This window comes from Crenobacter caeni, assembly GCF_010435965.1.
GTDB lineage: Bacteria > Pseudomonadota > Gammaproteobacteria > Burkholderiales > Chromobacteriaceae > Craterilacuibacter > Craterilacuibacter caeni.
In genome coordinates, this window is record NZ_JAAGAA010000020.1 from 1 (window position 1) to 20,191 (window position 20,191).

The window sequence follows — 20,191 nt, forward strand, 5'->3', positions numbered from 1 at the left end:
TATCCAGACCGAAAAGTGCGATGTTTGCCATGATGATCCTCCGCGCCGAATTGGAAACAGCCCAGCAAGCGTAGCCTGCTGGGCTGTTGGAGTTCAGGCTGACCATCACATTAGCCCCTTGCCCGTTGGCCGCGCGGAAGCGGCACCCAAACACGTCCGCGCAGCGGACTCGAAAACAGGCCTTCCCGTTGAAACAAAGTCGACCGGATGCTGGCGCAAAAAGGCCAGCCGATACCGGCTGGCCTTTGGACGAATCCGCTGCGCGGATATTTTTCTTGCCGCTTCCGCGCGGCGGACGGGACCATTTCTTTTGTCTCGCCAAAAGAAATGGCCGAAAGAAAACGCGACCCGAAGCCGCGGCGAAACCCCGTGGCGACCGGCTTCGCCACGGCTTGCGGCTACGGGGCTTGGGGCGGCTCCCCATATAGGTGGCAATTCGGCGCATAGCACGTAGGGTGGATTAGGCGGCAACACGCCGTAACCCACCGCCACGCCACCATCGGATTGATGGGTTACGGCCTGCACCTAACCCACCCTACTGCGGGGATAGGCGTGCGAGATCAAGCCTGGCTAGCGTGCCTTGAGCAATTCGGGCACGTGCAGCAGGATAAACTCGTTGTCGTCTTGCAGATTGGGCTGACGGGCTGCCGAGTATGGCAAGTTATTGTCGTTAGCGACGACGATGTGCTCGCCATCAACAACATCCACATCCTCGATGGTGACAAAGGGAAAGGTGAATTTCCCGCCCTTGCCACCGCGCAGCGCAAGCTGCTTCGAGTCGGCGATATTCATCAGGTCGATGTAGCCGACCTTCCTGACGAAGCCTTCGCTGTCGGCATCCTGCAGGCTGATCTTGTAAACGCGCTTGAATTTGGCCGGCACGTTCTGGCAATCCGGGCGCACCAGTCCGTTGCAAGCGCGTTCGGCCAGGCCCTCCCCGTTGTCGCGCTCGATAATCAGACCGGTTGCGCCATCGATCATATTGAAGTCACCGATGTTGTTGCCGTTCTGCTCCAACGGGTACTTCCATGAACGGCCGGTCCATTCGCCCCGGGCGACGCTGAATTCGAGGATGCGCAGATAGTCGCGGCCGTCCTTCTGTTCCCACTTCTTGTCGTCGGCATTCCACAGCGGGCCTTCGAGCAGCGGGTAGAGGAACTGCCCGTCCTTGGACACGGCCATGCCTTCGTAGCCGCGTGAACGACGAACCGGCGTCGCGAAATTGCCTGGGGTGGCCGGCGTGGTGACGGCGTAATGATCCGGGGACTTCAGTGTCTTGCCATCCAGTCGGGTTTCGAACACCGCCAGCACCTTACCTTGACGGTCGGCCTTGATCAGATAGGGGCCAAGTTCGTCGCCGAACCAGAAAGCATCTCCAATCGGCTGGATCGACTCGATGTCGAAGTCGGCACCTGTCAGGTAGCGCTGCTTGGTACCTTCATTGACGATAGGAAACGGGACCTTGCGCTCCGGATCATGCAGGAAATGGGTGCTCTGCAACTTGACGCCGCCCTTGTTCCAATCGGGTTTGACGCGGTGGAACATCAGCATGGCGTCGGCGCTGTTGTTTTTGGCGCCGTAACCATTGTCCTGCAACACCCAGAAGCTGCCGTCGCCGTTGCTCTTGATGCCGGAGAACCCCTGCACCGGCTGCCCTTTGAAGGGCAACGCGATCCCGGTCGGGCGCGGGACGTTCTTGTCGGAGAGAAAGGAGTTGCCCGCCAGACTTTCCGGGCGATCCATGCGCTTACCGTCCGGATTCGTATACTTCCCCGATATTTTCAGGCTATCCGGAGCATCTTTTGGCGCAGCCAAAAAGGTCTTGGCGGGCAAAACGGCATGGCCTGCCAGTGTGGCCGGGTAAGCCTGGTCGGCCAGCGCGCTACTGGCATTGAATGAGGCCAGCAAGGCCAGGCTGATGGTTGTCTTCTTCATGTCGGTCCATTGCAGTGTGAAATGCTCGTGACCGACAGCGTGCTCTGATTAGATTGCAGGTTTATTTAATAGGCATGAACAATCTGCAACTGTGAGCACATCAGGGGGGAGAAGGAAGCTGGCAGTTCCACCATTTCGCGTAGACCTGAACAGGCTCTGACAGAGGGACTGGGAAGGGGCGGGCGGCAACACTGTCGTACCCCACCGCCCTGCTGCCATCTGACCGGTGGGTTACGGCCTGCGGCCTAACCCACCCTAACCGGATTTACAGCACGTCCTTCAAGAGCAACGCGCCCAATAGCAGCGCGATCAGCATGAGCAGGAAGTTCTGCCGCTTCTGTTCGCGCATCAGCTGCATGTAGCCCGCCACCATCAGCTCGGACGATTTGCCGGACAGCGCTTCGTTCAGCTTGCGCGGCAGGGTCGGCAGCGTGGTCGCCCATTGCGGCGCCTCGTCCTTCAGGGTGCGCAGCAAGCCGCGCCAGCCGATCTGCTCGTTCATCCACTTGGTGAGGAAGGGCTTGGCGGTGTCCCACAGGTTGAGGTCGGGGTCGAGCTGGCGGCCCAGGCCCTCGATATTGAGCAGCGTCTTTTGCAGCAGCACCAGCTGCGGCTGGATCTCGACGTTGAAGCGGCGGCTGGTTTCAAACAGGCGCAGCAGCACCATGCCGAACGAGATCTGGCTTAAGGGCTTGTCGAAGAAGGGTTCGCACACGGTGCGTACCGCCGCTTCCAGCTCTTCGGGGCGGGTGTCGGCCGGCACCCAGCCCGACTCGATATGCGCGGTGGCGACGCGGTGGTAGTCGCGGTTGAAGAAGGCGAGGAAGTTGATCGCCAGGTAGTGCTTGTCCTTCTCGGTCAGGCTGCCGACGATGCCGAAGTCGAGCGCGATGTAGCGGCCGTCCGGCGCGACGAAGATGTTGCCCGGGTGCATGTCGGCGTGGAAGAAGCCGTGTCGGAACACCTGGGTGAAGAAGATCTCGACGCCGAAGCGCGACAACTGCTTCAAATCGACACCCGCCGCGCGCAGCTCGTCGATGCGGCCGACCGGCACGCCGCGCATCCATTCGAGCGTCAGCACGTCGGTGCTGGTCGCCTCGTAGAACACCTCGGGCACCACCAGCATGTCGGAGCCTTCGAAGTTGCGTCTGAGCTGCGAGGCGTTGCCCGCCTCGTGCATCATGTCCAGCTCGTCATGCAGGTGGCGGTCGAACTCGGCGACCACCTCGCGCGGCTTCAGGCGCTTGCCGTCGGCGAATAGCCGCTCGACCCAGCCTGCCAGCATCTTCATCAACGCGAGGTCCTGTTCGATCACCGGCGCGATGCCCGGGCGCAGCACTTTGACCGCAACCTCGCGGCCGCGGCTGCCGTCCGCCTCGCGCAGCCACGCACGGTGCACCTGCGCGACCGACGCGCTGGCCACCGGCTGCGTCTCGAAGTCGACGTAGATATCGTCGACGCGGCGGCCCAGGCTCTGTTCGATCACCCGCCGCGCCAGTTCGCCGTCGAACGGCGCAACGCGGTCCTGCAGGTGGGCGAGCGCCTCGGCGTAGTCGTGCGGCAACAAGTCGCGGCGGGTGGACAAGAGCTGGCCGAACTTGACGAAGATCGGCCCCAGGCTCTCCAGCGCGAGGCGCACCCGCTCGGGGCGCGACAGCGTCAGGTCGCGCGGGACGGGCAGATAGCGCAGCAGACTGTGCACGAAGCCTAGCCGCGAGTGGCCGGCGAAGAATTCATCGAGACCGTAACGGTAGAAGGTGGAGACGATGCGGGTAAAACGCTTCAGGCGCATGAGGCCCCTTGCTTGGCAGTGGATGAAGGCCCGGCGGCGGCTTCCAGCCGCGCGAGCCGCTTGGCGAGGCGCTCGCTGTCGTCGCGCAGGGCGTCGACGTCAGCGACAAAGCGCTCGACGTCGCGCCGGTGCGCCAAGAGCGGCGCCTCGTCGCGGATGTGCTCGACCCAGCCCTCCAGCAGGCGTCCGCCGATCTCGCCCTTCAGGCCGAAGGCGCGGCGCACCAGCCGGCCCAGACGGTGCGCGGCGGCGTCGCCCAGCACGCGCGACGCGTCTTCCTCGGCGTCCCACGACAGGCGGGTGAGCACCGCGAGCACCGCGCCGGCAAGGGCGGCGTCGCCGCTGGTCTTCACTTCCCGCATGTCGGGCGTGCCGCCGGCAAGCGAGGCGAGCACCAGGCCGTGGCCCAGGCGCACCGTCGCCTCGGGCGCACCCGGGCAGCGCGCGAGGTAGCCCTCGTCGGTGATCACGCCTTCTACGCTGAACGGTGCGAGCACGACGGCGACGCGGCGGCCGTGCCAGCGGGCGAGCTCGGCGCGCAGCTCGGGCTGTTGCCCGAGCAGGTGGTTGAACACGGCCAGCGTCAGCATCGCGTTTTCTCCGGCTAGTGGCCACGCATGGCCAGGCTCAACATCAGGGTGCCGGCGACGATCAGCACGATGCCGCCGACCTTGGCGAGCGTCACCGCCTCGCCGTATACCACGACGCCGACCAGCGCGACGGCGGCCATGCCGACCCCGCACCAGATCGCGTAGACGACGCCGACGTCGACCCGCTGCACCACCTGCGCGAGCAGGCTGAGCGACAGCGCGTAGCCACACAGCACCAGCACGGTCGGCAGCGGCCGCGTGAAGCCGTCGGTCAGCTTCATCGAGCTGGTTGCGCTCACTTCGGCGAGGATCGCCAGCGCGAGCATCAGCCAGGTCGGCACCTTGGCAAGCGCGCCCATCAGAACTTGAAGCCCTTGTGCAGCGCGACGACGCCGGCGGACAGGTTGTGGTAGTCGACCTTGCCGAAACCCGCGTCCAGCATCATCTGCTTGAGGGTTTCCTGGTCCGGGTGCATGCGGATCGACTCGGCGAGGTACTGGTAGCTGTCCGCGTCGTTTGCGACCAGCTTGCCCATCACCGGCAGCGCCTTGAACGAGTAAAAATCGTACACCGGCGACAGCGGCTTCCACACCTTGGAGAACTCGAGCACCAAGAGCTTGCCGCCGGGTTTGAGCACGCGGTACATCTCGGCGAGCGCGGCGTCCTTGTGCGTCATGTTGCGCAGGCCGAAGGCGACCGACACCAGGTTGAAGTAGTTGTCCGGGAACGGCAGCTTCTCGGCGTCGGCCAGCGACACCGGCAGCATCAGCCCCTCGTCGAGCAGGCGGTCGCGGCCGACGGTCAGCATCGACGAGTTGATGTCGGTCAGCCACACCTCGCCCTCCTTGCCGACCCGCTTGGCCCAGCCGCGCGCCAAATCGCCGGTGCCCCCGGCGATGTCGAGCACCTTGTCGCCGCGGCGCACGCCGGCGGTGTTCAGCGTGAAGTGCTTCCAGATGCGGTGCAGGCCACCCGACATCAGGTCGTTCATCACGTCGTATTTCTGTGCGACCGAGTGGAACACCTCGGCGACCTTGCCCGCCTTTTCGCTCTCGGCGACGCTCTTGAAGCCGAAGTGGGTCGTTTTGTCCATGTTTACTCCCTGCTTGCGCCGGCACGCGCCAGCCTGTCCAGATAATCCTGCCAGTTCCTGTCGTGATCGGCACCCAGCCGGTACAGGTAGTCCCAGCTGTAGAGCCCGCTGTCGTGCCCGTCGTCGAACACGATCTTCAGCGCGTAGTGGCCGACCGGCTCGAGCGCGGTGATGCCCACCTGATGCTTGCCGACCTGCAGCACTTCCTGCCCGGCGCCGTGGCCGCGCACCTCGGCCGACGGCGAGTACACCCTCAGGTACTCGGCGGGCAGGCTGAAGCTCGCGCCGTTGTCGAAGGCAATCTCCAGCTTGCGCGACGCGGTCAGCAGGCGGATCTCCAGCGGGAGCGGAGTGTCCGGGGTCAGCCCTGACATGCCGCCTCCTTGCGCTCGAGCAGCATGGCGTCGCCATAGCTGAAGAAGCGGTATTCGGCGGCGACCGCGTGCGCGTACGCCGCGCGCATCTCGTCGTAGCCGGCGAACGCCGACACCAGCATCAACAGCGTCGACTTGGGCAGGTGGAAGTTGGTCAGCAGGCGGTCGACCACGTTGAAGCGGAAACCCGGCGTGATGAAGATGTCGGTCTCGCCGCGGCCGGCGGCGAGCACGCCGCCGCGCGCGGCCGATTCGAGCGCGCGCATGCTGGTGGTGCCGACGGCGACCACGCGGCGGCCGGCCGCGTGCGCGGCGTCGATCACGTCAACCGTCGCCTGGCTGATCTCGTAGCGCTCGCTGTGCATCTTGTGCTCGGCGATATTGTCGACGCGCACCGGCTGGAAGGTGCCGGCGCCCACGTGCAGCGTGACGTAGGCGAGCCTGACGCCGGCGGCCTCAAGCATCGTCAGCATGTCTTCGGTGAAATGCAGGCCGGCGGTCGGCGCGGCGACCGCGCCCCGCTCCCGTGCGTACACCGTCTGGTAGCGCTCGTCGTCCTCGCCATCGGTGTCGCGCGCGATATACGGCGGCAGCGGCAGCTTGCCGGATGCTTCAAGGATGTCGAACAGGTTCTCGTCGTCGAGAAAGCGCAGGCGGAACAGCTCGCCCACCCGCTCGACCATCTCGGCCTGCCAGCGCCCGGCGAACAGGATGCGGGTGCCCGGCTTGGGCGACTTGGACGCGCGCACATGCGCGAGCGCCTCGTGTTCGTTCTCCACGCGCTCGATCAGCGCCTCGACCTTGCCGCCGCTGTCCTTCTCGCCATAGAGGCGCGCCTTGATCACGCGGGTGTCGTTGAACACCAGCACGTCACCCGCCTGCAAAAAGGCCGGCAGGTCGGAAAACAGGCGGTCTTCGAGGTGCAGGCCGTCGACGTGCAACAGGCGGCTGCCGCCACGCCGCTCGGGCGGATGCTGGGCGATCAGGTGCTCCGGCAGGTGGTAATCGAAGTCGGAGAGTTGCATGGCGCGATGGGTCCGCAAAAAATGATGCCGATTATACCCCGCCACCCGCGGCTCGGCACGCACCCGGCATGCATGGTGCGGCACGGCGCAAAGCCCCGTCGCAGCTAGTGTGGATGCTCTATTCAAGGCGATCGACTGATTGTGACGTTCGTTTGAAATGCCGGCATATGCTGGACTTCTTGCCGGCAATTGCGGCAAACTTGCCGGCATGATGAAAGATGAACCGGCAGGCGCGGCACCCCGCATCCTGGTGCTGCACGGCCCGAACCTGAATCTCCTGGGCGTACGCGAACCCGACCATTACGGCCGCGACACCCTCGCCGACATCAACCGCCGCCTAGAAACGCAGGCGCGCGCCGCCGGCTGCGAGCTCTCCACGCTGCAGAGCAACGCCGAGCATGTACTGGTCGAGCGCGTGCACGAGTGCCTGACCGACAGCACCGCTTTCATCCTGATCAACCCGGCCGCCTTCACGCACACCAGCGTCGCGCTGCGCGACGCCATCTCCGCGGTGAAGGTGCCGTTTATCGAAGTGCACCTCTCCAACGTGCACGCGCGCGAACCCTTCCGCCAGCACTCCTACTTCTCGGACCTCGCCGTCGGCGTGATCTGCGGACTGGGCGCGCAAGGCTACGAACTCGCGCTGGCGCATGCCCTCACCCGGCTCGCTGCCCGGCGCTGAAACCCGACTCCCGTCAAGTACATCACAGGATCAGTAATGGACCTCAGAAAACTCAAAAAACTGATCGACCTCGTTGAAGAGTCCGGCATCGCCGAGCTCGAAGTCACCGAAGGCGAAGAAAAAGTCCGCATTACCCGCGTCTCGGCGCAGGCCGCATTCAGCCAGCCGGTCCACTACCAGCTGCCGATGGGCGCGCCGATGGCTGCCGCCCCCGCCGCAGCGGCACCGGCTGCCGCGCCGGCCGAAGCCGCGCCGGCGCCCGCCAACGACAAGAACGCCGTCAAGTCGCCGATGGTCGGCACCTTCTACCGCTCGTCGAGCCCGGGCGCCAAGGCGTTCGCCGAAGTCGGCCAGAACGTCTCGGTCGGCGACACCCTGTGCATCATCGAGGCGATGAAGCTGATGAACGAGATCGAGGCGGACCGTGCCGGCGTGATCAAGGCGATCCTGGTCGAAGACGGCCAGCCGGTCGAATACGGCGAGCCGCTGTTCGTCATCGAGTAAGGCGCAGCGCCAGCACAAGGAGGAGCAAGACGCGGATCGCCCGGCGGTCGGCCTCTTGCTCCTTGCCGTTCAGGCACACGCCTGGGGGGCAAGGCTAAAGCTTAGGCGGCGGGGTACGCCCCGCCGCGGAGAACCGACAGATGTTTGAGAAGATCCTGATCGCCAACCGCGGGGAAATCGCCCTGCGCATCCAGCGTGCCTGCCGTGAAATGGGCATCAAGACCGTGGTCGTCCACTCGGAAGCCGACCGCGAAGCCAAGTACGTGAAACTCGCCGACGAATCGGTGTGCATCGGCCCCGCCCCGTCGGCCAAGAGCTACCTGCACGTGCCGGCGATCATCGCCGCTGCCGAAGTGACCGACGCGCAGGCGATCCACCCGGGCTATGGTTTCCTGTCCGAGAACGCCGACTTCGCCGAGCGCGTCGAGGAATCCGGCTTCGTGTTCATCGGCCCGCGCCCGGACACCATCCGCCAGATGGGCGACAAGGTCGCCGCCAAGAACGCGATGATCGCGGCCGGCGTGCCGTGCGTGCCCGGTTCCGACGGCGCGCTGCCGGAAGACGGCGAAGAGATCATCCGCACCGCCCAACGCATCGGCTACCCGGTGATCATCAAGGCCGCCGGCGGTGGCGGTGGCCGCGGCATGCGCGTGGTGCACACCGAGGCCGCGCTGCTGAACGCGGTCGACATGACGCGCACCGAAGCGGGCGCCGCCTTCGGCAACCCGACCGTATACATGGAAAAGTACCTGCAGTTGCCGCGCCACATCGAGATCCAGGTGCTGGCCGACGAGTACGGCAACGCGATCTACCTGGGCGAGCGCGACTGCTCGATGCAGCGCCGCCACCAGAAGATCATCGAGGAGGCGCCGGCACCGGGCATCACCGACGAAGAACGCCAGCGCATCGGCGAGGCATGTGCCGAAGCGTGCCGCCGCATCGGCTACCGCGGCGCGGGCACCTTCGAGTTCCTGTACGAGAACGGCGAGTTCTACTTCATCGAGATGAATACCCGCGTGCAGGTCGAACACCCGGTGACCGAGATGATCACCGGCATCGACATCGTGCAGGAGCAGATCCGCATCGCCGCCGGCGAGAAACTGCGCTACACGCAGGACGACGTGAAGCTCTCCGGCCACGCGATCGAATGCCGGATCAACGCCGAAGACCCGTTCACCTTCGTGCCCAGCCCGGGCAAGATCGACGGCTACCACCCGGCCGGCGGCCCGGGCATCCGCATCGACTCGCACATCTACCAGGGTTACACTGTCCCGCCTAACTACGATTCGATGGTCGGCAAGGTGATCGCGTACGGCGATACCCGCGACCAGGCGCTCGCCCGGATGCGCATCGCGCTGTCCGAAATGGCGATTTCCGGCATCAAGACCAACATCCCGCTGCACCAGGAACTGCTGCTCGACAGCGCGTTCATCCGCGGCGGCACCAGCATCCACTACCTGGAAGAGCGGCTGGCCCAGAAGAAGGAACACTGAGACATGGCCTGGCAACAAGCCACCATCGCCACCGATTCGTCGGTGGCGGAAGCATTTGCCGACGCACTGATGGACGCGGGCTGCCTGTCCGCGGCCATCGAGGACGCGCTGGCCGGCACCGACGCCGAACAGCCGATCTTCGGCGAACCGGGCGAACCGGTCGAACAGATGTGGCAGCAGAGCAAGATCATCGCGCTGTTCGAGGAAGACTGCGACCTCGCGCTGATCGTCGCCGCCGCCGCGACCGCCTGCCAGATCGCGCTGCCGCGCTACACCGTCGAGCGCGTCGAGGAGCAGGACTGGGTGCGGCTGACGCAGAGCCAGTTCGAGCCGATCCGCATCTCCGACAGGCTGTGGATCACGCCGACCTGGCACGAGGCACCGGACGAGAACGCGATCAACCTCGAGCTCGACCCCGGCCTTGCCTTCGGCACCGGCAGCCACCCGACCACCCGGCTGTGCCTGCAGTGGCTGGACGCGCACGTGAGCCCTGGCGTCAGCGTGCTCGACTACGGCTGCGGCTCGGGCATCCTCGCCATCGCCGCCAAGAAGCTGGGCGCAGGCCATGTCGTCGGCGTCGACATCGACCCGCAGGCAGTGCGCGCCAGCGTCGACAACGCAGCGCAGAACCGCGTCGACGCGGCGTTCTGCCTGCCCGACGCCACGCCGGCCGAGACCTTCGACGTCGTGGTCGCCAACATCCTCGCCAACCCGCTGCGCGTGCTGGGCGACATGCTCGCCAGCCACGTGAAACCGGGCGGCCGCATCGTGCTCTCGGGCATCCTCGAGACGCAGGCGGATGAACTGAGCGCGATCTACGCGCAGTGGTTCGAGATGGACGAGCCGGTGTTCGACGAAGGCTGGACCCGTCTGAGCGGGCGTCGTCGCGGGTAAGCCATGCTGACCGCACAGTGCCCGCAGTGCCAGACCCGCTTCAAGGTCAGCGACGCGCAACTGGACGCCGCCGATGGCTTCGTGCGCTGCGGCCGCTGCGCGCATGTGTTCAACGCGCGCGAGGTGCTCGAGCCGCTGCCCGTGCCCGCCCAAGCGGCTCGGCCGGCCGCGCCGGCGGACAGGGGCGAGATCGAGGACTTCGAGCTCGAGCTGCCCGACTTCGAGGCGCCCGCGCCGCAGCCGCCCGTCGCGCCTCTAGCCGTGCCGGAGCCGGCCGCGGCAAGCGCGCCCGAACCCGTCTCAGAGATCGCCCCGGAAGCGCCAGCCGTGCCCGACCCGGAACTGGCCGCCTTCCAGCAGGCGCTGTCCGACGCGCTGCGTGCGCCGCGTCCGGCCGCGCGGCCGATCGAACCGCTGGAGAGCGCCCCCGAGCCCGCAGCGCTGATCGGCGACCCGTTCGGCGGGAGCGCCGCTAGCGCCGAGGAAGAGGCGCTGCCCGACGTGCTGCGCAGCCAGCGCGGCCGCGACACCCCACCGGAAACGCCCGCGCCCGAGGCGCAAGTCGCTCAGGAGCCGGAAGCCGGGCCCGCCGCGCCGGAGGATCACGCGCCGGCCCGCCCAAGCAGCCTGCCCGCCGTGCTGTTCGCGCTGGGCGGTATGCTCGGCCTCTTCGTGCTCGCCGGCCAGCTGGTCTACCTGAACCGCACGCGCATCGCCGCCGAAGTGCCCGAACTGCGCCCGACGCTCGAGGCCGCGTGCCAGAGCCTGGGCTGCACGGTGCCGCTGGCGGGCGACCGCGCCTTGCTGCGCACCGAATGGTCGGAGCTTGCCCGCGTGCCGGACCACCCCGGCCTCGTGCAGTTCACCGCCATCCTGAAGAACCACGCGCGCTATATGCAGGCGTGGCCGTCGATGGAGCTGACGCTGACCGACAGCGACGACCGCGTGCTGGTGCGCAAGGTGTTCCCGCCCAAGGACTGGCTGCCAGTGGCCGAGCGCGCTCAACGCGGCATCGGCGCCGGTGCGCAGGTGCGCAGCCAGCTGCAGCTGGACACCGCCGCGCTGGGCCCGAAACAGAGTTCCATCGGCTACAGCGTCAACTGGCTGTACCCCTGAGCAGTGTTTGACGGCGCAAAAAAGGCTGCCCGCGGGCAGCCTTTGTCTTGCCTGGCAGACGCTCAGCCCGGGAACTCGACCTTGGGCGAGCGCTCGAGCAGGCGGCCGACCACGTCACCCGCCGCCTCGCCGTCGTAGAGCAGCGCGCACACCGCCTCGGTAATCGGCATCTCGACGCCCAGCTTGCGGGAAAGCGTACGCACTTCGCGCGCGGTCGGCACGCCTTCGGCGACGTGCCCGAGTTCGTCGAGGATGGTTTGCAGCGGCTTGCCCTCGGCCAGCTTCAGGCCGACCTGCCGGTTGCGCGAGAGCGCGCCGGTGCAGGTGAGGATCAAGTCGCCGATGCCGGCGAGCCCGAGCATGCTCTGCTCGCGCGCGCCCAGCGCCACCGCTAGGCGGGTGATCTCGGCGAGGCCACGGGTGATCAGCGCGGCGCGGCTGTTCATGCCCAGCCCCAGCCCGTCGCACACGCCGGTGGCGATCGCCATCACGTTCTTCACCGCGCCGCCGACCTCGACGCCGATCAGGTCGTCGTGCGCGTAGATGCGCAACAGCGGGCTATGCAGGCGGGCCGCGAAATCGGCGGCGAACGCCGCGTCGTTCGCGGCGAGGGTCACCGCCGAGGGCAGGCCGAGCGCGACTTCGCGCGCGAAGCTCGGGCCGGACAAGGCGCCGACCCGGGCAAAGCCCGGACAGGCCTCGGCCGCGACCTGATGCGGCAACAGGCCGCTGCCCGCCTCGAAACCCTTGCACGCCCACAGCACCGATACGTTGTCCCGGCAGCGCGCCAGACGCTCGAGACTCGGGCGCAGGCCGACGATGGGCGTGGCGACCAGCACCAGTTCGGCGTCGGCGACCACCGCCTCGAAGTCGTCGCTGACTTCGAGCGCATCCGGCAGCGGACAATCCGGCAGGAACTGGCGGTTGACCCGCTCGGCGTGCAATGCTGCGGACAATTCCGCCTCGCGCGCCCACAGCCTGACCTGGTGGCGCGGCGCGAAGGCGATCGCCAGCGCGGTGCCCCAGGCGCCGGCACCGAGTACCGCGATGCGCAGTCGTTGGCTATCCATCACAACCCCCAGACTTCGCCGATGCGCACGAAGCCGGCCGCGCCGTCGCGGTGGCGTACCGGCGCCCAGCCACCCTCGACCTGCCCGGTCAGCTCGACCACGGCGTTTTTCGGCAGCCGGTAAGCGAGCGGCGCGCCCGCCGATGCGGCACGGTGCACGGCGGCTTCCGGCGCGGTCACCAAGAGCATGCGCTGCACCGACAGCGCCGCAGCCGGGATCCACGCGACACCGCCGCTGGCGTCGCGCACGCGCGCCCATTCCTTCTGCTGCGACAGCACTTCGACCGGGTAGTAGCGGCTGACCACAAACAGCCGCTTGGCCGTCAGCGACGGCGCGTCGTACAGCGAAACGCCGGTTTCCTTGACCGAACGGAATTCCAGCGCGCTGGCGTGGCCGGCCAGAGCCGCCGCCAACAGCGCCGTCACGAGACGCAGTTTCATGCCCTTACGCGTTCCCGGCCTCGGCCATCTGCGCGCGCTGCTGCATGTACAGCGCCTCGAAGTTGATCGGCGCGAGCAGCACCGGCGGGAAGCCGGCGCGGTTGATGATGCTCGACACCGTCTCGCGCGCGTACGGGAACAGGATGTTCGGGCAGGCGACGCCGAGGATGGGGTCGACGTCGTCGGCCGGGATGTTCGCGATGCGGAAGATGCCCGCCTGCGCGACTTCGCACAGGAACATGGTCTTCTCGGTCAGCTTGGCGGTCACGGTGACGGTCAGCGTGCACTCGAAGAAGCCTTCGTCGATCTGGCGGCTCTCGCTGCCCAGCTGCATGTCGATCTCGGGCTGCTGCTGCTCGAGGAAGACCTCGGGCGCGTGCGGCACTTCAAGCGACAGGTCCTTGACGTAGATCTTTTCGATGGAGAAAACCGGCTGTACTTCCTGTTGTTCGCTCATGGGTATTCCGTCAGTTAAGTTGGGTGGATCAGGCCGGACTGGCTGCCGGCCATCATCGCAAAAAGGCGCGCCTGCCGCCAGCCTCAGTCGGCCAGCAGCACGTCGAGCTTGCCGGCGGCCATCAGCGCCTCGAGGTCGTCGCAGCCGCCGACATGGGTGTCGCCGATGAAGATCTGCGGCACGGTACGCCGGCCGGTCAGCGACATCATCGCGTCGCGTGCGGCCGGGTCGAGGTCGACGCGGATCTCGTTGATCGCCTCGACGCCCTTCGCCTTCAAAAGCTGCTTCGCGCGCACGCAGAACGGGCAGACGGCAGTGGTGTACATGGTGACGGGTTTCATCGCGCTGGGTCCTGGCTCAAAACCGCGATTATAGCGTCAAGGCGCGGCGTGCACCCGCCTGAGCGCGGCATCGACCGCCGCGTCGATACGTGCCGCCGACGCCCCCTCGCCGTTGGCGATGGCGACCACCGCCAGCGGCTCGCCGTCCGGCGCCAGCCAGTAACCGGCCAGCGCAGAGACGCTAGCCAGGGTGCCTGTCTTCAGGCGCAGGCGCGGCCCCCACGCGCCGAGCCGCTTCTCAAGCGTGCCGTCACGGCCGGCCGCCGGCACGCTGGCGACGAACTCTGCGGCGAACGGCGCGCGCCACGCGGCCGACAGCAGCTGCCCCAGCGCGCGCGCGCTGACGCGCTCGCGCCGCGACAAGCCCGCGCCGTTCTCGAGCACGAGCGTGCGCGCATCGACGCCGTGCCGCGCGAGGCTTGCGCGCAGTGCCGCCTCGGCGTCCGCCACCAGGCCTGCGCCCTGCGGGAGCACGCGGCCCAGCGTCAGGTACACCGCGCGCGCCATCGTGTTGTTGCTGTGGAAGTTGGTCGACACCAGCACCTGCGAGAGCGGCGGCGACGCATGCCCGGCGAGCATGCGCGCACCGGCGGGAGCTGGGCGCTCGCCGCCGAATACCGCGCCCTGCCCGCCCAGCCGCGCCCAACGCGCGGCGAAGGCCTGTGCGGCGAATGCAGGCGCCGACAGCAGGTTCACGAAGCGGCTCGCGCCGTCGCACGCGCGCGGCAGCGCGCCGCTGACCGACAGCGCCTCGCCCTCGCTTGAGATCCGGACAAAGCGGCGCACGTCGTCGCAATCCGTGCCAACGTCGCCCGCGTCGGTCAGCGACTGCGTGAGCGTCACCCCGCCCAAAGCGGGTTCCAGCGCGGCGCGCGCGCCGGCGCCGTCGTTGTAAAAGTGCAGCCACGCGACCTTGTGGCCGACCAGGTGAGTGTCCGGCGCGACGGCGAACACGCGGCCGGCGTCGCGCTCGAAACCGTCGGCGGAGGCGACACGGCCGAACGCCGCGCGGTCGAGCAGCAACCCGCCGCTCACCGTGCGGATGCCGCGCAGGCGCAAGCCGTCCAGCAGCGCGTCGAGCGCAGCCAGGTCGAACGCCGGGTCGCCCTCCCCCACCCACCACAGGTCGCCCTGCAGCACGCCGCCCGCCAGCGGCGCGTCGGATCTCAGCGAACTCTGCCAGCGATAGTCCGGCCCCAGCGTGTCGAGCGCGGCGAACGCGGTGACGAGCTTCATGGTCGACGCCGGGTTCATCGGCGCGTCCGCGCGATGTTCGAGCAGCGTCTCGCCGCTCTTCGCGCGGCCGACCCACAGCGCGATATCGTTCTCAAGGCCCGCGGCAAGCGCGCGCGCGCAGGCCACGCACAGCATGAGGCATGCGGTCAGCGTGCGCATCGCTACAGCTCCAGCGGGTCGACGTCGATCGCCCACCGGAGCGCGCGGCCCGCCTCGCGCCCCAAGCGGGCGAGCACCGGCTCGGCCGCGGACAGCCATGCGTGCAGGCGGGCGCGCTCTGCGCACTCGATAACCAGCTGCGCGCGCTCGCGCCCGGCCAGGCGCGCCATCAGCGCGGGCGCCGGGCCGAACACCCGCACCGCGGGGTCGTCCGCCACGCTCGCGAGCAGGCCTTGCAGGAAGGCGGCCGCCGCCGCGCCGTCGGGGGCGTCGGCACGCACCAGCGCCTGGTGCGCCGCAGGCGGGAAACCCGCCTCGCGCCGCTCGGCGAGCAGCGTTTCGGCGTAGCCGTCGAAATCGTGCCGCGCGAGCGCCTGATACAGCGGATGGTCCGGCCACTGCGTCTGCACCAGCACTTCTCCGGCGACCCCGGCGCGGCCGGCGCGGCCGGCCACCTGCATCAGCGTGGAGAACAGGCGCTCGCCGGCGCGAAAATCGGCCGAATAAAGCCCGCCGTCGCAACCGAGCGCGACGACCAGGCTCAAGGCGCCGAAGTCGTGCCCCTTGGCCAGCATCTGCGTGCCAACCAGGATGTCGACCTCGCCGGCCGACACCCGGCGGTACACCGCGTCCCACGCGTCCTTGCGCGCGGTGGTGTCGCGGTCGATGCGCAGGATGCGCGCCTTCGGCAGCAAGGCGCCCAGCGCCGCCTCCAGCCTTTGCGTGCCCTCGCCCAGCGGGCGGATGTCGGCGTTGCCGCAATCCGGGCACGCGCGCGGCAGGGGTTCGGCGTCGCCGCAGTGGTGGCAGCGCAGCACGCGCGACTGCAGGTGCACCACCTGCTTGGCCGAGCAGTGCGGGCAACCCGACGTCCAGCCGCACTGCGGGCAGGCGAGCACCGGCGCGTAGCCGCGCCGGTTGATGTAGACGAGGCTCAGCTCGCGCCGGGAGAGTGCACCGGCCAGCGCGTCGACCACCGGCGCGGACAGCCCGTCGGTAAGCTCGGCACGGCGGGTGTCGATCAGCCTGACCGCCGGCAGGCGCGCGGCAGCGTGCGCACGACGGGTCAGCATAAGGCGCCGGTAACGGCCGGCGTCGGCGTTGGCGACCGATTCGAGGCTGGGCGTCGCGCTGCCCAACAGTACCGGTACCTCCGCGTCGTGCGCGCGCCACACCGCCAGGTCGCGCGCGTGGTAGCGCAGGCCGTCGTGCTGCTTGAGCGACGCGTCGTGCTCCTCGTCGACGACGATCAGCGCGAGCCTGGGCAGCGGGGTGAACACCGACAGCCGGGTGCCGATCACGATGTCGGCGCGGCCCTGCCACGCGTCGACCCACGCCTCCAGGCGTTCGCCGTCGGCGAGGTGGCTGTGCAGGCAGGCGATGCGCGCGCCGGCAAAACGCCGCGCGAAGCGCTCGATCAACTGCGGAGTCAGGCTGATCTCGGGGACGACCACCAGCGCCTGGCGTCCCTCGGCGAGCACGCGGGCGATCAGGCGCAGGTAGACCTCGGTCTTGCCGCTGCCGGTCACCCCCTGCAACAGCCAGGCCTGGTAGCGGCCCAGGCTTGCGGCGACCGAGTCGACGGCGGTTGCCTGCTCGCCGGTCAGCGCGGGCAGATCGCCCGCCGCCGACACTTCGCGCGGCGGATCGAAGCGCTCGGCGAGCCCCTGCCCTGCCCACTCGGCCAGCACGCGCAGCGCCTGCGGAGAAACCGCGCGCAGTGCGTCGTCGTCCTGCGCCGCGCGCTCAAGCGCCTGCCACAGCGCGAGGCGCGCACGCTGGCGGGGCGGCGGCGGCGCGAGCCTGCCGGCTTCGGTCAGCCGCCACGGCCGCCGGTCAGGCGGCGCCACGTCGCGCGGCTGGCGCAGCAGGGTCGGCAAGGCGGTGAACAGCGCAGCGCCTGCCGGGTGGTGGTAGTAGCGCGCAGCGAACGCGGCCATCCTCAGCAGCGACTCGGGCAGCGGCGGCAGCGCGGCGTAGGCTTCGCTCACCGGCTTGAGCTTGACGCCGGGAGCGGGCCGGCTCATGCCATTTGCAACAACGCCACACAATTCGCGTCCGCCGAAGTTCACGCGCACCCGTATCCCCACCGGCAGCGGCGTCGCCGGGCGGTAGGAGAAGGTCCCCTGCAGCGGGACGTCGAGCAGCACTTCAACGCAATCGGTGTCGTTCATCGGGTGGCGATCCGCCGCAAATCCGCGTGGCCACTGGCTTTACGCCAGCTATGCACAAAAGCTGTGGATAAATTTGTGAACAAGCCCTGCGCACGGCGGCGCAAGACAGGCGGCACGGCCGTTCCACTGGATTGCACAAAAAATAAACAAAGCCGCAAACCCTTTTAAATCAAGGCTTTGCGGCAACATCACAAAAACACGCGGGAGAGGCTTGACAGACGACCGATCAGCCGACCCGCATGTGAATAACTTGATGGATCAACAGGCGCTGCACCTGTCAATCCCCGCGTTTTCACGCGTGCAGCGGCCTCGACAGCCGGTGCACGGCGTCGATCAAGACACCTGCGTGCGCCGGGTCGACAAACTGCGAGATGCCGTGGCCGAGGTTGAACACGTGGCCACTGCCGGTGCCGTAGGCTTCCAGCACGCGGCCGGCCTCGCGCTCTATCCCTTCCGGGCTGCCGAACAGCACGTTGGGGTCGAGGTTGCCCTGCAGCGCGACCTTGTCGCCGACACGGCGGCGGGCGTCGCCGATGTCGGTGGTCCAGTCCAGCCCCAGCGCGTCGGCGCCGGTCTCGGCCATCGCCTCCAGCCACTGCCCGCCGCCCTTGGTGAACAGGATGACCGGCACGCGGCGGCCTTCGTGCTCGCGCTTGAGGCCGGCGACGATCTTCTGCATGTAGGCGAGCGAGAATTCGCGGTAGGCACCCGGGGTCAGCACGCCGCCCCAGGTGTCGAAGATCTGCACCGCCTGCGCGCCGGCCTCGATCTGCGCGTTCAGGTAGTCGGTCACCGTGCGCGCGTTGGTCTCGAGGATGTGGTGCAACAGTTCGGGGCGGCCGTACATCATCGCCTTCACGTGGCGGAAATCGCTCGAGCCGCCGCCTTCGATCATGTAGCACGCCAGCGTGAACGGGCTGCCGGAGAAGCCGATCAGCGGCACGCGCCCGTCCAGCGCCTGGCGGATGCTGGCCACCGCGTCGAACACATACTTGAGCTTGTCCTCCACATGCGGCACCGCCAAGGCGCGGATCGCCGCCTCGTCGCGCAGCGGGCGCTCGAACTTGGGGCCCTCGCCCTCGGCGAAATAAAGGCCGAGCCCCATCGCGTCGGGCACGGTCAGGATGTCGGAGAACAGGATCGCCGCGTCCAGCGGGTAGCGCTCCAAGGGCTGCAGGGTCACCTCGGTGGCGTACGCCGGGCTGGTGCACAGGCCCATGAAGTTGCCGGCGCGCGCGCGCGTCGCGCGGTACTCCGGCAGGTAGCGGCCGGCCTGGCGCATCATCCAGACCGGGGTGTAGTCGACGGGCTGCTTGAGCAGCGCGCGCAGGAAGGTATCGTTCTTCAGGGGCGTCATGGCGTCAGTATGTCGTTTGCGTCGGACGCCATTATACCCGAGCCGGCGCTCAGGCCGGCACCATCAGCCAGGTGCCGGCGACGACGACCAAGAGCCCCACCGCGCACGGCAGCGAGGTACGCTTGACCAGTTCGAACGGCGAGAGCCTGGCCATCCCCGAACACGCGACGATCACGCCGGCGACCGGCGACACCGTCCGCCCGAGGTTGGACGCCTGCAGCATCGGGATCACCAGGAAGGCCGGGTTGACCCCGGCGTGCGCGGCGAGCTTGGGAATCAGCTCGACAAAGGCGTAGAAGGCGGCGTTGCCCGAACCGGTGGTGACCGCCGCCAGCGTGGTGATGGCGACCAGCGCCAACAGCAGCACGCCAGCGCCGCTGCCCGCGCCCTGCACGAAGCCCAGCAACTCGCTGATGAAGCCGACGCTGGTGAGGCCCTGCGCGAACACGCCGGCGGCGACGATCAGCATCACCACGCTGGTAAATGCCTCGCCCATGCCCTGGTACACCACCTCGACGCCGGAGAACACCGCGCGCGCGTCGCGCAGGCGGGCGAACTCGACCAGCGCGGTGAGCAAGATGCAGACGAGCAGGATGGCCACCACGCCGAGCTTGGGCAGCACGCGGCCGTCAAACAGCAGCACGCCGATGATCGGCGTGAACGGCAGTAGTGCGTAGAAGTGCGGCACCCGCCCCTCGATCTCGTCACCGACCTCGAGCGCATGTCCCTCGCTGTGCTCGTGGCGGTCGAGGTAGCGTTGCCAGAAGAAATGGGTGGCGCCCATCGCGACGATGGCGGCGATAGAAATCGGCAGGGTGATGCGGAAGGCGAAGTCGATCAGCGGCATGCCCGCCGCCTCGGCGGCGACCACCACGTCGCCCGAGGTCGGCGACAGGATCACGGCGACCGCCGACGCGCACACCGCGGTCGCCGCGCCGCGGCTGACCCCCATATTGACCATCAGCGGAAACAGCGTCGCCATCAGGAGCACGCCAAGCCCGGTCGCCGACGACACCGCCAGCGACATCAGGCAGGCGGCGAAATAGCCGGCGACGACCAGCACGTAGGGCGAGCGGATCTTCGAGAGCGGGCGCGCGGCGAGCCGCACCACCATGGCGTTGGCGCCGGTGTGCGTCATGTAGTGCGCAAAGCCGACCAGCACCATCACCATCAGGCCAAGCTCGGCCGCGCGGCTGGAGAGCAGGTCGGCGACGAACACGACGATGTCGGTAAAGCCGCTCTCGCCGGCCTTGTCAGGCGGCAGCAGCGGGTGGCCAAGCAGCACGCTGGCGACCAGCAAGACGAGCCCACCCGTCATCAGCACGCCGGTCGCCGGGTAGCCCTTGAACACGTAACGCCCGACCAAGAGCGTCACCACCAGCCCGATCAGCAAGCCCGCCATACCCTTCTCCAAACTGAACAATACCGTTCATGGTAGAAGGGCAAGCGCGCGCCTGCC

The 20,191-nt window shown here is 68.0% G+C and carries 20 protein-coding genes; 5 read left to right on the plus strand and 15 right to left on the minus strand.

Annotation, left to right across the window (positions count from 1 at the left end):
- Positions 1 to 570: 570 nt before the first annotated feature.
- From GZH52_RS15965 to queA, 7 genes are all read right to left on the minus strand, one after another.
- Positions 571 to 1,935, minus strand: coding sequence for an esterase-like activity of phytase family protein (locus tag GZH52_RS15965; protein WP_163317935.1), 1,365 nt, complete (start codon positions 1,933 to 1,935; stop codon positions 571 to 573).
- Positions 1,936 to 2,200: 265 nt separating this feature from the next.
- Positions 2,201 to 3,727: a ubiquinone biosynthesis regulatory protein kinase UbiB gene (gene ubiB, locus GZH52_RS15970; RefSeq protein ID WP_163317936.1), complete on the minus strand. Its 1,527-nt coding sequence runs from the start codon at positions 3,725 to 3,727 to the stop codon at positions 2,201 to 2,203.
- Positions 3,718 to 4,317: a ubiquinone biosynthesis accessory factor UbiJ gene (locus GZH52_RS15975; protein WP_163317937.1), complete on the minus strand. Its 600-nt coding sequence runs from the start codon at positions 4,315 to 4,317 to the stop codon at positions 3,718 to 3,720. The genes ubiB and GZH52_RS15975 overlap by 10 nt, the downstream gene beginning before the upstream one ends.
- 14 nt (positions 4,318 to 4,331) lie before the next feature.
- Positions 4,332 to 4,676 carry a DMT family transporter gene (locus tag GZH52_RS15980; RefSeq protein WP_239058156.1) on the minus strand — a complete coding sequence of 115 codons (345 nt, stop codon included), beginning with the start codon at positions 4,674 to 4,676 and terminating at the stop codon, positions 4,332 to 4,334.
- Complete coding sequence (gene ubiE / locus GZH52_RS15985) at positions 4,676 to 5,410, minus strand: bifunctional demethylmenaquinone methyltransferase/2-methoxy-6-polyprenyl-1,4-benzoquinol methylase UbiE (RefSeq protein WP_163317938.1); 735 nt, start codon at positions 5,408 to 5,410, stop codon at positions 4,676 to 4,678. Before ubiE ends, GZH52_RS15980 begins: the two co-directional genes overlap by 1 nt.
- A gap of 2 nt (positions 5,411 to 5,412) precedes the next feature.
- Complete coding sequence (locus GZH52_RS15990) at positions 5,413 to 5,784, minus strand: gamma-butyrobetaine hydroxylase family protein (RefSeq protein ID WP_163317939.1); 372 nt, start codon at positions 5,782 to 5,784, stop codon at positions 5,413 to 5,415.
- On the minus strand, positions 5,772 to 6,809 hold the full coding sequence (queA, locus tag GZH52_RS15995; RefSeq protein ID WP_163317940.1) for a tRNA preQ1(34) S-adenosylmethionine ribosyltransferase-isomerase QueA: 1,038 nt from the start codon (positions 6,807 to 6,809) through the stop codon (positions 5,772 to 5,774). Before queA ends, GZH52_RS15990 begins: the two co-directional genes overlap by 13 nt.
- Positions 6,810 to 7,020: 211 nt before the next feature.
- Here queA and aroQ point away from each other — a divergent pair, with 211 nt between their 5' ends.
- The 5 genes from aroQ to GZH52_RS16020 all read left to right on the plus strand — a co-directional run bounded on the left by aroQ (position 7,021) and on the right by GZH52_RS16020 (position 11,498).
- Positions 7,021 to 7,491 carry a type II 3-dehydroquinate dehydratase gene (gene aroQ / locus GZH52_RS16000; protein WP_163317955.1) on the plus strand — a complete coding sequence of 157 codons (471 nt, stop codon included), beginning with the start codon at positions 7,021 to 7,023 and terminating at the stop codon, positions 7,489 to 7,491.
- Positions 7,492 to 7,527: 36 nt separating this feature from the next.
- On the plus strand, positions 7,528 to 7,995 hold the full coding sequence (accB, locus tag GZH52_RS16005; RefSeq protein ID WP_163317941.1) for an acetyl-CoA carboxylase biotin carboxyl carrier protein: 468 nt from the start codon (positions 7,528 to 7,530) through the stop codon (positions 7,993 to 7,995).
- Between the two features lie 140 nt (positions 7,996 to 8,135).
- A complete protein-coding gene (gene accC / locus GZH52_RS16010; protein WP_163317942.1) occupies positions 8,136 to 9,488 on the plus strand; it encodes an acetyl-CoA carboxylase biotin carboxylase subunit in 1,353 nt (450 codons plus the stop codon).
- Positions 9,489 to 9,491: 3 nt separating this feature from the next.
- Positions 9,492 to 10,382, plus strand: a complete 891-nt coding sequence (prmA, locus tag GZH52_RS16015) for a 50S ribosomal protein L11 methyltransferase (protein WP_163317943.1) — start codon at positions 9,492 to 9,494, stop codon at positions 10,380 to 10,382.
- 3 nt (positions 10,383 to 10,385) lie between these two features.
- Complete coding sequence (locus GZH52_RS16020) at positions 10,386 to 11,498, plus strand: DUF3426 domain-containing protein (protein WP_163317956.1); 1,113 nt, start codon at positions 10,386 to 10,388, stop codon at positions 11,496 to 11,498.
- Positions 11,499 to 11,560: 62 nt separating this feature from the next.
- Here the strand turns inward: GZH52_RS16020 and GZH52_RS16025 are convergent, their stop codons facing one another.
- The 8 genes from GZH52_RS16025 to dcuC all read right to left on the minus strand — a co-directional run bounded on the left by GZH52_RS16025 (position 11,561) and on the right by dcuC (position 20,134).
- Positions 11,561 to 12,553, minus strand: coding sequence for an NAD(P)H-dependent glycerol-3-phosphate dehydrogenase (locus GZH52_RS16025; RefSeq protein WP_163317957.1), 993 nt, complete (start codon positions 12,551 to 12,553; stop codon positions 11,561 to 11,563).
- Positions 12,554 to 12,567: 14 nt separating this feature from the next.
- Positions 12,568 to 13,008, minus strand: coding sequence for an SH3 domain-containing protein (locus tag GZH52_RS16030; RefSeq protein WP_163317944.1), 441 nt, complete (start codon positions 13,006 to 13,008; stop codon positions 12,568 to 12,570).
- 4 nt (positions 13,009 to 13,012) lie between these two features.
- Positions 13,013 to 13,465, minus strand: a complete 453-nt coding sequence (gene secB / locus GZH52_RS16035; protein ID WP_136555135.1) for a protein-export chaperone SecB — start codon at positions 13,463 to 13,465, stop codon at positions 13,013 to 13,015.
- An 83-nt stretch (positions 13,466 to 13,548) separates the two neighbouring features.
- Positions 13,549 to 13,806 carry a glutaredoxin 3 gene (grxC, locus tag GZH52_RS16040; RefSeq protein ID WP_163317945.1) on the minus strand — a complete coding sequence of 86 codons (258 nt, stop codon included), beginning with the start codon at positions 13,804 to 13,806 and terminating at the stop codon, positions 13,549 to 13,551.
- A gap of 36 nt (positions 13,807 to 13,842) precedes the next feature.
- Positions 13,843 to 15,201 (minus strand): D-alanyl-D-alanine carboxypeptidase/D-alanyl-D-alanine endopeptidase, encoded by a 1,359-nt coding sequence (gene dacB, locus GZH52_RS16045; RefSeq protein ID WP_163317946.1) that lies wholly within the window; start codon positions 15,199 to 15,201, stop codon positions 13,843 to 13,845.
- A gap of 2 nt (positions 15,202 to 15,203) precedes the next feature.
- Complete coding sequence (locus GZH52_RS16050) at positions 15,204 to 17,375, minus strand: primosomal protein N' (protein ID WP_163317947.1); 2,172 nt, start codon at positions 17,373 to 17,375, stop codon at positions 15,204 to 15,206.
- 292 nt (positions 17,376 to 17,667) lie between these two features.
- Complete coding sequence (gene hemE, locus GZH52_RS16055; RefSeq protein ID WP_163317948.1) at positions 17,668 to 18,732, minus strand: uroporphyrinogen decarboxylase; 1,065 nt, start codon at positions 18,730 to 18,732, stop codon at positions 17,668 to 17,670.
- Positions 18,733 to 18,781: 49 nt separating this feature from the next.
- Positions 18,782 to 20,134 (minus strand): anaerobic C4-dicarboxylate transporter DcuC, encoded by a 1,353-nt coding sequence (gene dcuC, locus GZH52_RS16060; protein ID WP_163317949.1) that lies wholly within the window; start codon positions 20,132 to 20,134, stop codon positions 18,782 to 18,784.
- Positions 20,135 to 20,191 lie beyond the last annotated feature (57 nt).

What these genes read in the sequence shown, in the direction of transcription:
- GZH52_RS15965 (WP_163317935.1), bottom strand. Translation starts at nt 1,935, where the DNA reads ATGAAGAAGACAACCATCAGCCTGGCCTTGCTGGCCTCATTCAATGCC.
- ubiB (WP_163317936.1), bottom strand. Translation starts at nt 3,727, where the DNA reads ATGCGCCTGAAGCGTTTTACCCGCATCGTCTCCACCTTCTACCGTTAC.
- GZH52_RS15975 (WP_163317937.1), bottom strand. Translation starts at nt 4,317, where the DNA reads ATGCTGACGCTGGCCGTGTTCAACCACCTGCTCGGGCAACAGCCCGAG.
- GZH52_RS15980 (WP_239058156.1), bottom strand. Translation starts at nt 4,676, where the DNA reads ATGGGCGCGCTTGCCAAGGTGCCGACCTGGCTGATGCTCGCGCTGGCG.
- ubiE (WP_163317938.1), bottom strand. Translation starts at nt 5,410, where the DNA reads ATGGACAAAACGACCCACTTCGGCTTCAAGAGCGTCGCCGAGAGCGAA.
- GZH52_RS15990 (WP_163317939.1), bottom strand. Translation starts at nt 5,784, where the DNA reads ATGTCAGGGCTGACCCCGGACACTCCGCTCCCGCTGGAGATCCGCCTG.
- queA (WP_163317940.1), bottom strand. Translation starts at nt 6,809, where the DNA reads ATGCAACTCTCCGACTTCGATTACCACCTGCCGGAGCACCTGATCGCC.
- aroQ (WP_163317955.1), top strand. Translation starts at nt 7,021, where the DNA reads ATGAAAGATGAACCGGCAGGCGCGGCACCCCGCATCCTGGTGCTGCAC.
- accB (WP_163317941.1), top strand. Translation starts at nt 7,528, where the DNA reads ATGGACCTCAGAAAACTCAAAAAACTGATCGACCTCGTTGAAGAGTCC.
- accC (WP_163317942.1), top strand. Translation starts at nt 8,136, where the DNA reads ATGTTTGAGAAGATCCTGATCGCCAACCGCGGGGAAATCGCCCTGCGC.
- prmA (WP_163317943.1), top strand. Translation starts at nt 9,492, where the DNA reads ATGGCCTGGCAACAAGCCACCATCGCCACCGATTCGTCGGTGGCGGAA.
- GZH52_RS16020 (WP_163317956.1), top strand. Translation starts at nt 10,386, where the DNA reads ATGCTGACCGCACAGTGCCCGCAGTGCCAGACCCGCTTCAAGGTCAGC.
- GZH52_RS16030 (WP_163317944.1), bottom strand. Translation starts at nt 13,008, where the DNA reads ATGAAACTGCGTCTCGTGACGGCGCTGTTGGCGGCGGCTCTGGCCGGC.
- secB (WP_136555135.1), bottom strand. Translation starts at nt 13,465, where the DNA reads ATGAGCGAACAACAGGAAGTACAGCCGGTTTTCTCCATCGAAAAGATC.
- grxC (WP_163317945.1), bottom strand. Translation starts at nt 13,806, where the DNA reads ATGAAACCCGTCACCATGTACACCACTGCCGTCTGCCCGTTCTGCGTG.
- dacB (WP_163317946.1), bottom strand. Translation starts at nt 15,201, where the DNA reads ATGCGCACGCTGACCGCATGCCTCATGCTGTGCGTGGCCTGCGCGCGC.
- GZH52_RS16050 (WP_163317947.1), bottom strand. Translation starts at nt 17,375, where the DNA reads ATGAACGACACCGATTGCGTTGAAGTGCTGCTCGACGTCCCGCTGCAG.
- hemE (WP_163317948.1), bottom strand. Translation starts at nt 18,732, where the DNA reads ATGACGCCCCTGAAGAACGATACCTTCCTGCGCGCGCTGCTCAAGCAG.
- dcuC (WP_163317949.1), bottom strand. Translation starts at nt 20,134, where the DNA reads ATGGCGGGCTTGCTGATCGGGCTGGTGGTGACGCTCTTGGTCGGGCGT.